This window comes from Chimaeribacter californicus (genome assembly GCF_002858675.1).
Lineage (GTDB): Bacteria > Pseudomonadota > Gammaproteobacteria > Enterobacterales > Enterobacteriaceae > Chimaeribacter > Chimaeribacter californicus.
Genome location: NZ_PJZF01000011.1, coordinates 77366 through 89692 on the forward strand (window position 1 = coordinate 77366; position 12327 = coordinate 89692).

Annotated in this window: 13 protein-coding genes; 6 read left to right on the top strand and 7 right to left on the bottom strand. The window is 61.1% G+C overall.

Annotation, left to right across the window (positions count from 1 at the left end):
- Positions 1-160: 160 nt before the first annotated feature.
- Together msrB and CYR55_RS13590 are read left to right on the top strand one after the other, a co-directional pair.
- A complete protein-coding gene (gene msrB / locus CYR55_RS13585; protein ID WP_101816737.1) occupies positions 161-574 on the top strand; it encodes a peptide-methionine (R)-S-oxide reductase MsrB in 414 nt (137 codons plus the stop codon).
- A gap of 70 nt (positions 575-644) precedes the next feature.
- The gene (locus CYR55_RS13590) at positions 645-920 is read left to right on the top strand and encodes a YeaC family protein (RefSeq protein ID WP_101816660.1); all 276 of its coding nucleotides are present in this window, start codon (positions 645-647) and stop codon (positions 918-920) included.
- A 79-nt stretch (positions 921-999) separates the two neighbouring features.
- On the opposite strand, the gene pncA is transcribed toward CYR55_RS13590, so the two are convergent.
- From pncA to sppA, 3 genes are all read right to left on the bottom strand, one after another.
- Positions 1000-1638, bottom strand: a complete 639-nt coding sequence (gene pncA / locus CYR55_RS13595; protein ID WP_101816661.1) for a bifunctional nicotinamidase/pyrazinamidase — start codon at positions 1636-1638, stop codon at positions 1000-1002.
- 66 nt (positions 1639-1704) lie between these two features.
- A complete protein-coding gene (gene ansA / locus CYR55_RS13600) occupies positions 1705-2721 on the bottom strand; it encodes an asparaginase (protein WP_101816662.1) in 1017 nt (338 codons plus the stop codon).
- A gap of 99 nt (positions 2722-2820) precedes the next feature.
- Positions 2821-4677 (bottom strand): signal peptide peptidase SppA, encoded by a 1857-nt coding sequence (gene sppA / locus CYR55_RS13605; protein WP_101816663.1) that lies wholly within the window; start codon positions 4675-4677, stop codon positions 2821-2823.
- A 172-nt stretch (positions 4678-4849) separates the two neighbouring features.
- Between sppA and CYR55_RS13610 the strand changes: the two genes are divergently transcribed.
- From CYR55_RS13610 to CYR55_RS13620, 3 genes are all read left to right on the top strand, one after another.
- On the top strand, positions 4850-5401 hold the full coding sequence (locus tag CYR55_RS13610; RefSeq protein WP_101816664.1) for an NAD(P)H nitroreductase: 552 nt from the start codon (positions 4850-4852) through the stop codon (positions 5399-5401).
- Positions 5402-5625: 224 nt separating this feature from the next.
- Complete coding sequence (locus CYR55_RS13615) at positions 5626-7554, top strand: DNA topoisomerase III (RefSeq protein WP_165699594.1); 1929 nt, start codon at positions 5626-5628, stop codon at positions 7552-7554.
- Positions 7551-7886: a DUF1496 domain-containing protein gene (locus tag CYR55_RS13620; RefSeq protein ID WP_338153010.1), complete on the top strand. Its 336-nt coding sequence runs from the start codon at positions 7551-7553 to the stop codon at positions 7884-7886. The genes CYR55_RS13615 and CYR55_RS13620 overlap by 4 nt, the downstream gene beginning before the upstream one ends.
- A gap of 35 nt (positions 7887-7921) precedes the next feature.
- Here the strand turns inward: CYR55_RS13620 and CYR55_RS13625 are convergent, their stop codons facing one another.
- The 3 genes from CYR55_RS13625 to CYR55_RS13635 all read right to left on the bottom strand — a co-directional run bounded on the left by CYR55_RS13625 (position 7922) and on the right by CYR55_RS13635 (position 9818).
- Complete coding sequence (locus CYR55_RS13625) at positions 7922-8314, bottom strand: pyrimidine (deoxy)nucleoside triphosphate diphosphatase (protein WP_101816666.1); 393 nt, start codon at positions 8312-8314, stop codon at positions 7922-7924.
- 45 nt (positions 8315-8359) lie between these two features.
- Positions 8360-9166 carry an exodeoxyribonuclease III gene (gene xthA / locus CYR55_RS13630; protein ID WP_101816667.1) on the bottom strand — a complete coding sequence of 269 codons (807 nt, stop codon included), beginning with the start codon at positions 9164-9166 and terminating at the stop codon, positions 8360-8362.
- A gap of 79 nt (positions 9167-9245) precedes the next feature.
- Positions 9246-9818 carry an LOG family protein gene (locus tag CYR55_RS13635; RefSeq protein WP_101816668.1) on the bottom strand — a complete coding sequence of 191 codons (573 nt, stop codon included), beginning with the start codon at positions 9816-9818 and terminating at the stop codon, positions 9246-9248.
- A 378-nt stretch (positions 9819-10196) separates the two neighbouring features.
- Here CYR55_RS13635 and tyrR point away from each other — a divergent pair, with 378 nt between their 5' ends.
- Entirely contained in the window at positions 10197-11765 is a 1569-nt protein-coding gene (gene tyrR, locus CYR55_RS13640) for a transcriptional regulator TyrR (RefSeq protein WP_101816669.1), read from the top strand.
- A 54-nt stretch (positions 11766-11819) separates the two neighbouring features.
- On the opposite strand, the gene tpx is transcribed toward tyrR, so the two are convergent.
- Positions 11820-12323 (bottom strand): thiol peroxidase, encoded by a 504-nt coding sequence (tpx, locus tag CYR55_RS13645; RefSeq protein ID WP_101816670.1) that lies wholly within the window; start codon positions 12321-12323, stop codon positions 11820-11822.
- Between the last annotated feature and the right edge of the window lie 4 nt (positions 12324-12327).

A 12327-nucleotide genomic window follows, 5' to 3' on the forward strand; every position in this document is an offset into this window, starting at 1 on the left:
AAACCCCACTCACCGGATATATGTGATCACCGTCACACTATAGGTAAGCGTAGCCTTTAAGGCATCAAGTTTAGGTCAAAATAATCGGCATGGTTGTTAATTTTTTGTTATAATTAAACGTTATTTATTTTGTAACATCGCCAACGCGAGACACATGACCATGACGAAAGAGACTGAACGCGCAGAAAATCCTGTACAACTCAACGAGATACAGCGCTACGTCACCCAGGAGCGCGGCACCGAGGCACCCTATACCGGCAAGCTGCTCCATAATAAACGCGAGGGCATTTACCACTGTCTTTGCTGCAATTCACCTTTGTTCTATTCCGATTCCAAATATGATTCCGGTTGTGGCTGGCCCAGTTTTTATGAGCCGGTACGGGACGATTCAATTAAATATATTGATGATTACTCGCACAATATGCACCGGGTTGAAATCCGTTGTGCGCAATGTGATGCCCACCTTGGGCACGTTTTCCCGGACGGTCCGCAACCCACCGGAGAGCGCTATTGTGTTAATTCTGCCTCGCTCAGCTTCACTGACGGTGAAAACGGCGAAAAAACCGCAGGTTAATTGATAGATCGCAGTAATGGAATCGATTCAGCAAATTATTCATTGTCGCGGTAAAAAGAGGAATAATCCTGTGGAAATAGATGAGCTGATTGCGGTAATGACACCGGAAATTTACCAGCGTCTGCTGCTGGCGGTAGAGACAGGGAAATGGCCGGACGGCGTGGCCCTGACCGACGCGCAAAAAGCGCACAGTTTACAGGCGGTGATGCTCTATCAGGCGCGCCATAACCATGACGCCCAGCACATGACCATCAATACGCAGGGGCAGATGGTGATGAAAAGTAAGCAGGAGCTGAAGCAGGAATTCGGCATTACCTCGCCGCTGGTGACCCTGAAGCCCCAATAACCTCTGGGTTGCTGAAGCAGGCTGAAATAAAAAAAGCGCGCCCTTTTAGGTCGCGCTTTTTTTATCGATGCGGCAACGGTCAGTGTGCGCCCATCTCAAAGGTTTTCAGCGCGATCAGGTGTGCGCCATGCTGCTGCATCTCTTCAAACGCCGCCAGGCTGTCATCTTCCTGTAAATTCACCCCGCGGCACCCGTCGGTGATCACCGAGGTGGTGTAGCCCAGCGCCAGCGCATCCAGCACGCTGTATTTGACGCAGTAATCGGTAGCCAGCCCCATCACCACCAGCGTGGTAACGCCACGCCCTTTCAGCCAGCTGTCGAGCTCGGTTTCCGTGCGGCGGCCGTTGTCGAAGAAGGCGCTGTAGCTGTCAATGTCCGGGTTCTGCCCTTTGCGGAACACCTTATCAATGCCGTCCTGCGCCAGATCCGGGTGAAACGCGGCGCCCGGCTGATCCTGCACACAGTGCACCGGCCACCATACCTGCGGCAGCCCGTTCAGCTCACCCAGCGTGCCCGGTGTCTGGCCGGAATTCACGGCAAAACTGCGGTGGGCGGCGGGGTGCCAGTCCTGGCTGGCCACCACCGGCCAGCCGCGCCGGCGGCACACGGCAATCGCCTGATTGGCCACGGCGATCACCTGGTCGCCTTCCTCAACGGCCAGCGCGCCACCGGGGCAGAAATCATTTTGCAGGTCAATCAGTAACAGGGCGGTACTCATGGGCTCTCCTTGGTGATTCAGCACAACGGAAAGGGGCCGGGGCAGCCTGCACCCCGGCAGCAGGGGTTACGGGGTATCGGTGAGCTCACCGCGCAGGTTTTGTTGCATCTGCAGGCGAATCTCGTCGGCGGTGAGCGGCTGGCTCAGCAGGAAGTGCAGCTTGGTCAGCGCGGCCTCCACCGTCATGTCAAAGCCGCTGATCACCCCGGCATGGGCCAGCGCATTACCGGTGGCGTAGCCCCCCATATTAACGCGGCCGGAGATGCACTGGGTCAGGTTGACCACCACAATACCGCGCGCCGAAGCCTGGCGCAGCTCTTCCAGCAGCGCCGGTTTCTGCGGGGCATTGCCGACGCCATACGAGCGCAGGATCAGCGCCTTGACCGGCTGGCGCAGGAAGTTGCCGACCACTTCACTGGAAATGCCGGGGTAGAGCGTCAGCACGCCCACCGGTTGCGGCGTGATGCGGTGCACCACCAGCGGGGCGGCCGGCATCGGCAAGGACGGCGTCGGCAGGCGGCGGATATGGATGCCCGCCTCCAGCAGCGGCGGCAGGTTCGGCGAGGCGAAGGCGTCAAAGCCGTCGGCATGGGCTTTGGTGCTGCGGTTGCCGCGGTACAGCTTGTTATTGAAGAACAGGCAGACCTCTTTGACCGGGTAATTGGCCGCCAGGTAGAGCGAGTTCAGCAGGTTGGGCTGGCCGTCAGAGCGCAGGGCTTCCAGCGGGATCTGCGAGCCGGTCACGATCACCGGTTTGTCGAGGTTTTCCAGCATAAACGAGAGCGCCGAGGCGGTGAACGCCATGGTGTCGGTGCCGTGCAGGATGACAAAACCGTCATACTCGTCGTAATGGGCGCGGATGTCATCGGCGATATGCTGCCAGTCTTCCGGCGTCATGTCGGAGGAGTCCATCAGCGGCGCATACTCCTGGATGGTGAAATCCGGCATCTCGGGGCGGTGGAACTCCGGCATCGCGGCCAGCAGCCGTTGCAGGTGGCCGGAAACCGGAATGTAGCCCTGTTCAGAGCGCTGCATGCCGATGGTGCCGCCGGTGTAGGCGACGTAAATCGATTTTTTTTTCATAGGGCAATCTTTATTACGCTTACGGGAATGAACCAAAGTATAGGGTGCCGGGCCGCGAAAAAAAGCCCGGTTGCCCGGGCTTCCTCAGCGGAAACGCTGCTACTTTACCTCACCACAGGTCAGGCAGAGCGCATAGCGGTTTTGCGGGTCGTTCAGGGTACCAAACAGGCCCGGCTGATCTTTCATTGACTCGGCCAGCCGGGTCAGCGGGGCCGGAACCCACGCCTGCAACGCCTGCGGCAACACGGCCTGCACCGAGGCGCTCATCTGGGAGAACAGCAGGTCGCTGACGCTGGGGTCTTCAACAAACCAGTTAAGCTGCCAGGCCGGCAGTTTCGCCAGTTCCGCCGCTTTCTTCACCGCGTCATCGAAATCACCCAGCTCGTCCACCAGCCCGTTGCCTTTGGCATCCAGGCCGAGCCAGACGTGGCCCTGGGCAATCTGGTCAATCTGCTCCGGGGTTTTATGGCGAGACTGCGCCACCAGGCCCAGGAAGGTGCGGTAACCGTTCTCAATGTTCAGCTGCATCATCTGCGCGAACTCCGGCGGCAGCGCCTTGGTCACCGCCAGATCGGCCAGCGGGGAGGTGGCTACGCCGTCGGTGTGTACGCCGATGCTGTCCAGCGAGTTCTCATAGGTATTCACCACCCCAAAGATGCCGATGGAGCCGGTCAGGGTGCTGGGGCTGGCCACAATGTAGTTGGCCGGGGTAGAGATCCAGTACCCGCCGGACGCCGCCATGCCGCCCATAGAAACCACCACCGGTTTGCCGGCCGCGCGGACGGCGGCCAGCTCTTCACGGATCACCTCAGAGGCGCTGACGCTGCCGCCGGGGCTGTTAACCCGCAGCACAATCGCCTTGATCTTCGGATCGAGGCGCGCCTGGCGGATCTGCTCCGCCGTGGTGTCGCCGCCGACCGAACCCGGCTCTTCCGGGCCGTCAATGATGGCGCCGTCCGCGAAGATCACCGCAATCTGCGGGTTCTGGTTGGTGGGCTTGGCCGCCGGTTCGTAGTCATAGATGCTGACGGAGTTGAAATCCTTGTCCTGCTTATCCCAGCCGAACGCCTTGCTCAGCTCCGCTTCCACCTGCGGGCGTGAGGCCAGCTCATCCACCAGCTTGTTTTTCAGCGCGTACTGGGCAGTGTCACCGTTGACCGCCTGTAACCCCTGCAACACCCCTTGCGCGCCGGGGAACAGCTGTTCCGGCGTCAGGCGGCGGTTGGCGGCCACGGTATTGAGGTAGTTCTGCCACAGCCCGCCGACCCAGCGGCTGTCCGCGTCGCGCGCAGCGGGGGACATATCATCACGGATCATCGGTTCCACGGCGGACTTATACGTCCCGACGCGGAAGATATGGGTGGAGACCTTCAGCTTGTCCAGCAGCGTCTTATAGTAGAGCGTGTTGGTGGCAAAGCCGTGCAGGTCCACGGTGCCCTGCGGTGACAGGAAAATTTTGGTGGCGTAGCTTGCCAGGTAGTACTGGGTCTGGTTGTAGCTGTCGCCCACGGCGTAGATCGGTTTGCCGGCGTCACGGAACTCCTGCAACGCCTTGCCGATGTAGTTCAGCGACGTCTGGTCGGTGCCGGTGAAATCGTTCAGCGACAGCACGATGCCGGTGATGTTGTTGTCCGTTTTGGCGCGGCGCAGCGTCTCCACCAGGTCAAACAGCGAGTTCTCCTGCAAACGGCTGCTGTTGGAGCCGAGCAGTTCGCGCCCCCACTGGCGCAGCTTGTTATTGACCGAAGGTTTGTCCACCACGGTGCCGCTGAGGTCAACCAGCAACGCGCCTTTGGTGACGGTCTCCGCCGGTTTCGGCTGGAGCTGGAAGTAGATGCCCACTGCCACCACGATCAGCAGGATCAGGAACAGGTTCAGAATGCATTCCCGGATAAAATTGAGCAGGCGCCAGGTCCACCGGAAGAAACCGGCGATAATTCGCCACAATGTGCGCATGGGAACTCCAAAAAGGGGAAAAAGTGTTGCTATCCTAATGACCCGCCGGAGAAAAGTCAGCTTTAAATCATCTCTTCCTGTTGCAGATGTGCAACGGATCGGTGACCGGTAGCAACACGCTTATAACCTATGTTAACGTGGCACCCCTGCAAATGGTTATCAGGAGAAACCCATGGATGCTTTAGATCTGCTGTTGAACCGCCGCTCGGCGTCCCGTCTGGCGGCCCCGGCCCCGGCCGGTGACGTGCTGGAAAATATCATCAAAGCCGGGCTGCGTGCGCCGGACCACGGGGCGCTGCAACCCTGGCGTTTTGTGATCATTGAAAATGACGGCCTGAGCCGCTTCAGCCAGGTGCTGCATGCAGCGGCCGTGGCGGAAAACCTGGATGAAAAAGGGATCGAGAAGGCCACCCAGGCCCCGTTCCGCGCCCCGATGATCATCACGGTGGTGGCGCACTGCAAAGAGAGCCAGAAAGTGCCGAAATGGGAGCAGGTGGTCTCTGCCGGCTGTGCCGTGCAGGCGATGCAGATGGCGGCGCTGGCCCAGGGCTTCAACGGCATCTGGCGCTCCGGCCCGTGGACAGAAGATGAGGGCGTGCGCGCCGCCTTTGGTTGCGAAGAGGAGGATGAAATTGTTGGGTTCCTCTATCTCGGTACCCCGCAGCTGAAATCAGCCACCCAGGTGATCGCGCCGGACAGCAGCCTGTTCGTCAGCTATTTCTGATCCTGCCTGTCCTGGCCCTGCCGCCGGCGGTAAAAACTCTGATAACCGGGGTTTTCCGCTGGCGAAATGAGCGACCTGTCCCGCGCTTCCGCCTTGCCCCTTACCAACCCGCCTGACAGCCGTTACCATAACGGCCAAATGACCGATCCTGAAGGAGCTTCGATGATTCCGTCTGCCCTGATTCTGCCGTTGAAGGCGTCTTCCTGCCGAGTCGCAGGTGCCTGATGCGGCTGTTTATTGCTGAGAAACCCAGCCTGGCGCGCGCCATTGCTGATGTCCTGCCGAAACCGCACCGCCGCGGTGACGGCTATATCGCCTGCGGTAACGATCAGGTCGTGACCTGGTGCGTCGGCCACCTGCTGGAGCAGGCGCAGCCGGATGCCTATGACGGCCGCTACGCACGCTGGTCGCTGGCGGATTTGCCGATCATCCCGCAGAAGTGGCTGTTGCAGCCGCGCCCGTCGGTGAGCAAGCAGCTTAATGTGATCAAAGGGCTGCTGAAACAGGCGGATGAAGTGATCCATGCCGGTGACCCGGACCGTGAAGGGCAACTGCTGGTGGATGAAGTGCTCGATTATCTGGCACTGGCCCCGGACAAACGCCGTGCGGTGCGCCGCTGCCTGATCAACGACCTCAACCCGCAGGCGGTGACGCGGGCGGTGGAGCGGCTGCGTGACAACCAGGAGTTTGTGCCGCTCTGCGTCTCGGCGCTGGCGCGTTCGCGGGCTGACTGGCTCTACGGCATTAACATGACCCGCGCCTACACGCTGCTGGGGCGCAATGCCGGCTATGACGGCGTGCTCTCCGTGGGCCGGGTGCAGACGCCGGTGCTGGGGCTGGTGGTGCGGCGGGATGAAGAGATTGAGCACTTCGTGCCGAAAGATTTCTTCGAGGTGAAAGCCCATGTGGTGACCCCGGCCGACGAGCGTTTTACCGCCCTGTGGCAACCCAGTGACGCCTGCGAACCCTATCAGGACGAAGAGGGGCGGTTATTGCACCGGCCGCTGGCGGAGCACGTGGTGAAGCGCATCGGCGGCCAGCCCGCCAACGTCACCGGCTACAGCGACAAGCGCGAACCGGAAACCGCGCCGCTGCCGTTTTCGCTCTCCACCCTGCAGATTGAGGCGGCGCGCCGCTTCGGCATGAGCGCCCAGAATGTGCTGGATGCCTGCCAGCGGTTGTATGAAACGCACAAATTGATTACGTATCCGCGCTCAGATTGCCGATACCTGCCTGAGGAGCACTTCTCCGGCCGTCAGGCGGTGTTGAAAGCGATTGGCGTGCATGCGGCGGATCTGCTGCCGCAACCGGCGGTGGACAGCAACCGCCGCAACCGCTGCTGGGATGACAAAAAGGTGGATGCCCACCACGCCATCATCCCGACGGCACGCAGCAGCGCCGTGTCGCTGAGCCAGGATGAGAGCCGGGTCTACAGCCTGGTGGCGCGCCAGTACCTGATGCAGTTCTGCCCCGATGCGGTCTACCGCAAATGCGTGATCGAGCTGGAGATCGCCGGCGGCAACTTTATCGCCAAGGCGCGTTTTCTGGCCGAGGCGGGCTGGCGGGCGCTGCTGGGGGCGAAAGAGCGTGACGATGAGAACGAGGGCACGCCGTTGCCGGTGGTGGCGAAAGGGGACACGTTGCTGTGCGAGCGCGGCGAGGTGGTAGAACGCCAGACCCAGCCGCCGCGGCCGTTCACCGACGCGACCCTGCTCTCGGCAATGACCGGCATCGCGCGCTTCGTGCAGGACAAAAGCCTCAAGAAAATCCTGCGCGCCACCGACGGGCTGGGCACTGAAGCCACCCGCGCCGGCATTATTGAACTGCTGTTCAAACGGGCGTTTCTGGTCAAGAAGGGGCGTAACATCCACGCCACGGAGACCGGGCGGGCGCTGATCCACTCGCTGCCGGATATTGCCGCGCGGCCGGACATGACCGCCAACTGGGAAGCGACGCTGACCAAAATCAGCGAGAAGAGCTGCCGTTACCAGGAGTTTATGCAGCCGCTGGAATCCACCTTGCAGGAACTGATTCAGCAGGCAAAACAGAATGGCGCCTCCCCGGCATTCCGCGGCCTCTCACCGGCGCCGTCCGCCGGGAAGGCGCGTAAGCGGCGGACGACCAAATCCGCCAAACCCAAGGAGAGAACATGAGAAACCTCAGCCGCCACTGTCTGGCCCTTTGTATCGCTGCCGGCGCCCTGTTGGCCCTGCCGGTTCAGGCCCACCGCACGCACGAGCCGGTGCCCGATAGCCAGATGACCGATAGCCAGACGACCGGCGGTAACGTGGACGCAATGGTCTCGCTGGATGGCTGGAGCGGGGCAGGCAGCGATAATGCGCCACCGTGCCGCCGCTGCTGCATCTACCAGAATGAGAACTACTCGGAAGGGGCGTTGCTGAAAGTGGACGGCGGCACCATGCAGTGCACCCGTGACCCGCAGGTAGTCGGCACCAATGACCTGATCTGGCTGCGGGTGAAATAACCCGTAAGGCGCGCCTGTTTAGCGGCGCGCCAGGCTCAGCCTTGCTGCGCCCGGTAGGCAGCCAGCAGCGGCAGGTCCGCCGGCGGCAGCGCGTAACCGGCTGCGGCTTCCGGGGTTACCCACACCAGCGCCTGGTGGCAGGTCGGGCGCAGTTCACCGTGGAACTGCGGCACACGCCAGGCGTGCAGGCGGATCAGCCGCTTACCGCTCTGCCAGCTCTGGCTGGCGACGTAGTCACCCACTCCGGCCACAATCCCCAGCTCTTCCGCCAGCTCACGCGCCAGCGCCTGCGGCTGGCTTTCACCGGCTTCCACCTTACCGCCGGGAAACTCCCACAGCCCGGCCTGATCGCGCGATTCATCCCGCTGTGCCAGCAGAATCAGGCCGTTACGCTCAATAATCGCGGCCACCACATCAATCGGCGTCATGGTTCTCTCCGGGAAAGCCCCGCGTCGGCGGGGCAGAAGGCAGGATTACAGGTCAAACGACGCCCAGACCGGGGCGTGGTCAGAGGGTTTTTCCATCGCGCGGATCTCGTAATCGATGCCGGTGGCGGTGCAGCATTCGGCCAGCGGCGCGTTAGCCATCACCAGATCGATGCGCAGGCCGCGGTTTTCGTCAAAGCCGCGTGACCGGTAGTCAAACCAGGAGAAACGGTCGTTCACTTCCGGGTTGGCGGCGCGGAAGGTGTCCACCAGCCCCCAGCCGTGCAGGCGGCCCAGCCATTCGCGCTCTTCCGGCAGGAACGAGCATTTGCCGGTGCGCAGCCAGCGTTTGCGGCTCTCTTCACCGATGCCGATGTCGAGATCGGTAGGGCTGATGTTCATGTCACCCATCACCAGCACCGGGTTGTCACGCGTCAGCTGTTGCTCCAGATAGCTTTGCAGGTCGCGGTAGAATTTCTCTTTGGCCGGGAATTTGGTCGGGTGGTCGCGGCTTTCGCCCTGCGGGAAGTACCCGTTGATCACCGTCAGCACCCCTTTGCTGGTCTGGAAATCCGCCATGATGATGCGGCGCTGTGCCTCTTCGTCATCGGTCGGGAAACCGCGGCGCACCGCCAGCGGGGCCTCCCGCGTCAGCAGGGCCACGCCGTAATGCCCTTTCTGGCCGTGATAAAACACGTGGTAACCGTGGCGGCTGACTTCGTCCAGCGGAAACATATCGTCATGGACTTTGGTCTCCTGCAGGCCGATCACATCCGGCTGGTGTTGTTGGATGAGGGCTTCAAGCTGGTGTGGGCGGGCGCGCAGCCCATTGATGTTGAAAGAGATAAACTTCATAGTCGGTGTCGTCTGGAAGCAGAAAGTGGCCGAATGGTAGCAGATTGGCGGGCGATGATCACCCGCCGTGCCGCCCGTATCACCTGGCCCAGCGATCGTAGTTTTTCGGCTGGTACGCATCCAGGTGGCGCAACAGCACCTCCGGGGATTCGCTCAGGTGCAGCGTTTGCAGGTAGTCATGGCGTACAAATCCCTGTTGCGCCATGTGCAGCAGCAGCTGGTTCAGCGGCCGGTAGAAGCCGTTGACGTCCAGCAACCCTACCGGTTTGGCGTGGTAGCCAATCTGCCCCCAGGTCCAGATTTCAAACAGCTCCTCCAGCGTGCCGATGCCGCCGGGCAGGGCGATGAAGCCGTCCGCCAGCGCCGCCATCCGCGCTTTGCGGGCGTGCATGTCCGGCACCACCTCCAGCTGGGTCAGGCCACGGTGCGCGGTCTCCGCCTCCACCAGCCGCTGCGGGATGATGCCGGTCACCTGGCCGCCCGCTTCCAGCACCGCATCCGCCAGAATGCCCATCAGCCCCTTTTTCCCTCCGCCATACACCAGCCGGCGCTTTTGCAGGGCCAGCAGGTGGCCCAACGCACGGGCATGGTGGGCGTAGGCCGGGCTTACCCCTTCACTGGCCCCACAAAACACACAAATTGTTTGATGCATACGGACTCCTCACACAAAAGAATGTCACCGATCGTTATCATTTATGTAACAAGGCAGAAATATCTTATCCGGTTTCAGGCCGGATGCCGCGCCCTTTTGTCAGGAATTGCCGGCTATGCCACGCAGCGTATCATCCGCGTGACAGCTGGAAAGCCTGGCTGCCCCCCGCAGACTCTTCGCCACAGCTGGCACAGTGCCTTGTTTCATAGGGAATAAGGGGCAATTAACAGGCTGAAATAGTGTAAAAAAGGGCGGTTTAAGTGATTCGTCGAGAAAAATCGCAGATTGTGTCAACTTTTTGTGACAGATAACTTTTTCCTGGTAAGTCGAAGGAGTATGATGCCGGGAGTGATCCGCACCCTGTTGAAAGGTTAACTGATGCGTTTGGAAGTCTTTTGTGAAGATCGCCTGGGCCTGACCCGGGAGCTGCTTGACCTGCTGGTGTTGCGCAGCATCGATTTACAGGGCATTGAGATTGCGCCAATTGGGCGTATTTACCTCAATTTTGCCCAGCTCGATTTTGATACGTTCCGCGCCCTGATGGCGGAAATCCGCCGGATTGCCGGCGTCACGGATGTGCGTACCGTCTCTTACCTGCCGTCTGAGCGCGAACACCGCGCCCTGCGCGCGCTGCTGGAATCCATGCCGGAGCCGGTGTTCTCCATCGACATGCGCGGCAAAGTGGAGCAGGCCAACCCGGCGGCGCTGGCGCTGTTCGGGCTGGATGAGGATAAAATCCGCAACCATACCGCCGGCAGCCTGATTGGCGGCTTTAACTTCAGCCGCTGGCTGGAGCAGGAGCGCGCCCAGCCGCAGGCGGAGCGGGTGGTGATCCGCAATCAGGATTTCCTGCTGGATATCACGCCTATCTACCTGGATGACGAAAACCGCCACAATGCCGCGGTCGGCGCGGTGGTGATGCTGAAATCCACTGCCCGCATGGGGCGGCAGCTGCAGGATCTGGCCGTCAATGATGACAGCGAGTTCGGCCATATCGTGGCGGTCAGCCCGAAGATGCGCCAGGTGCTCGATCAGGCGCGAAAACTGGCGATGCTCGACGCACCGCTGCTGATCATCGGCGATACCGGCACCGGCAAGGATCTGCTGGCCCGCGCCTGCCACCTGCGCAGCCCGCGCGGCAAGCAGCCGTTCCTCGGCCTCAACTGTGCCTCCCTGCCGGATGACGTGGTGGAAAGCGAGCTGTTCGGCTACGCCGCTGGGGCATACCCGAACGCGCTGGAAGGCAAAAAGGGCTTTTTCGAGCAGGCGAACGGCGGCACCGTGCTGCTGGACGAGATTGGCGAAATGTCCCCGCGGATGCAGATTAAGCTGCTGCGCTTTTTGAATGACGGCACTTTCCGCCGGGTGGGCGAGGAGCATGAGGTGCATGTGGATGTGCGCGTGATTTGCGCCACGCAGAAGAACCTGGTGGAACTGGTGCAGCGCGGCGCCTTCCGGGAAGATCTCTACTACCGGCTGAATGTGCTGACCCTGACCCTGCCGCCGTTACGTGAGCGCCCGGCGGACATCATGCCGCTGACGGAACTGTTTGTGGCGCGCTTTGCCGATGAGCAGGGCGTGGCGCGGCCGAAACTGGCGGCCGGGCTGGCCAGTTTCCTGACGCACTACGGCTGGCCGGGCAACGTGCGCCAGCTCAAGAACGCGATCTACCGTGCGCTGACGCAGCTGGAAGGGCATGAATTGCGGCCGCAGGACATCGCGCTGCCGGAGTTTGAAACCGACCTGGCGATGACCGAAGAGGCGCTGAACGGCTCGCTGGATGACATCAGCAAGCGCTTTGAGCGCTCGGTGCTGACCCGGCTCTACCGCTCTTACCCCAGTACCCGCAAGCTGGCGAAGCGGCTGGGTGTCTCCCATACCGCCATCGCCAACAAGTTGCGGGAGTATGGGCTGAGCGGCAAAAAGCCCGGCACTGCCGACGAGTAAATAAAAAAGACAGAAGGTTTCCCTTCTGTCTTTTTTTTTCATGCTGACAGCGGCTTAACGCAGCATGGCCAGCACTTGCTCATAGTTCGGCTCAGTGGTGATTTCGTCCACCAACTGGCTGTAGATCACGCGGTCATCTTCATCCAGGACAACGACGGCACGCGCCGTCAGCCCGCCCAGCGGGCCTTCGGTGATGTCAACGCCGTAGGCTTGTTTGAAGGTTTCGCCGCGCAGGGTGGAGAGGGTGACCACATTGCTCAGCCCCTCTGCACCACAGAAGCGGGATTGGGCAAACGGCAGATCGGAGGAAATACACAGCACCACGGTATTATCGAGGCTGCTGGCCAGCTGGTTGAATTTACGCACTGAGGCCGCGCATACGCCGGTATCAATGCTTGGGAAAATATTCAGCACCTTGCGCTTGCCGGCAAAGTTGCTCAGTGCCACATCGGACAGATCCTTGGCGACCAGGGTAAAGCTGCTGGCCTGTTCACCCGGCTGCGGCACCTTGCCGGAGACGGTGACCGGATTGCCCTGAAAATGTACTGTTTGGGTCATGCTG

Excerpts from the sequence above, each read along its gene's own strand:
- msrB (WP_101816737.1), top strand. The coding sequence starts at position 161 with ATGACGAAAGAGACTGAACGCGCAGAAAATCCTGTACAACTCAACGAG.
- pncA (WP_101816661.1), bottom strand. The coding sequence starts at position 1,638 with ATGAGTACCGCCCTGTTACTGATTGACCTGCAAAATGATTTCTGCCCC.
- ansA (WP_101816662.1), bottom strand. The coding sequence starts at position 2,721 with ATGAAAAAAAAATCGATTTACGTCGCCTACACCGGCGGCACCATCGGC.
- sppA (WP_101816663.1), bottom strand. The coding sequence starts at position 4,677 with ATGCGCACATTGTGGCGAATTATCGCCGGTTTCTTCCGGTGGACCTGG.
- CYR55_RS13610 (WP_101816664.1), top strand. The coding sequence starts at position 4,850 with ATGGATGCTTTAGATCTGCTGTTGAACCGCCGCTCGGCGTCCCGTCTG.
- CYR55_RS13615 (WP_165699594.1), top strand. The coding sequence starts at position 5,626 with ATGCGGCTGTTTATTGCTGAGAAACCCAGCCTGGCGCGCGCCATTGCT.
- CYR55_RS13620 (WP_338153010.1), top strand. The coding sequence starts at position 7,551 with ATGAGAAACCTCAGCCGCCACTGTCTGGCCCTTTGTATCGCTGCCGGC.
- CYR55_RS13625 (WP_101816666.1), bottom strand. The coding sequence starts at position 8,314 with ATGACGCCGATTGATGTGGTGGCCGCGATTATTGAGCGTAACGGCCTG.
- xthA (WP_101816667.1), bottom strand. The coding sequence starts at position 9,166 with ATGAAGTTTATCTCTTTCAACATCAATGGGCTGCGCGCCCGCCCACAC.
- CYR55_RS13635 (WP_101816668.1), bottom strand. The coding sequence starts at position 9,818 with ATGCATCAAACAATTTGTGTGTTTTGTGGGGCCAGTGAAGGGGTAAGC.
- tyrR (WP_101816669.1), top strand. The coding sequence starts at position 10,197 with ATGCGTTTGGAAGTCTTTTGTGAAGATCGCCTGGGCCTGACCCGGGAG.
- tpx (WP_101816670.1), bottom strand. The coding sequence starts at position 12,323 with ATGACCCAAACAGTACATTTTCAGGGCAATCCGGTCACCGTCTCCGGC.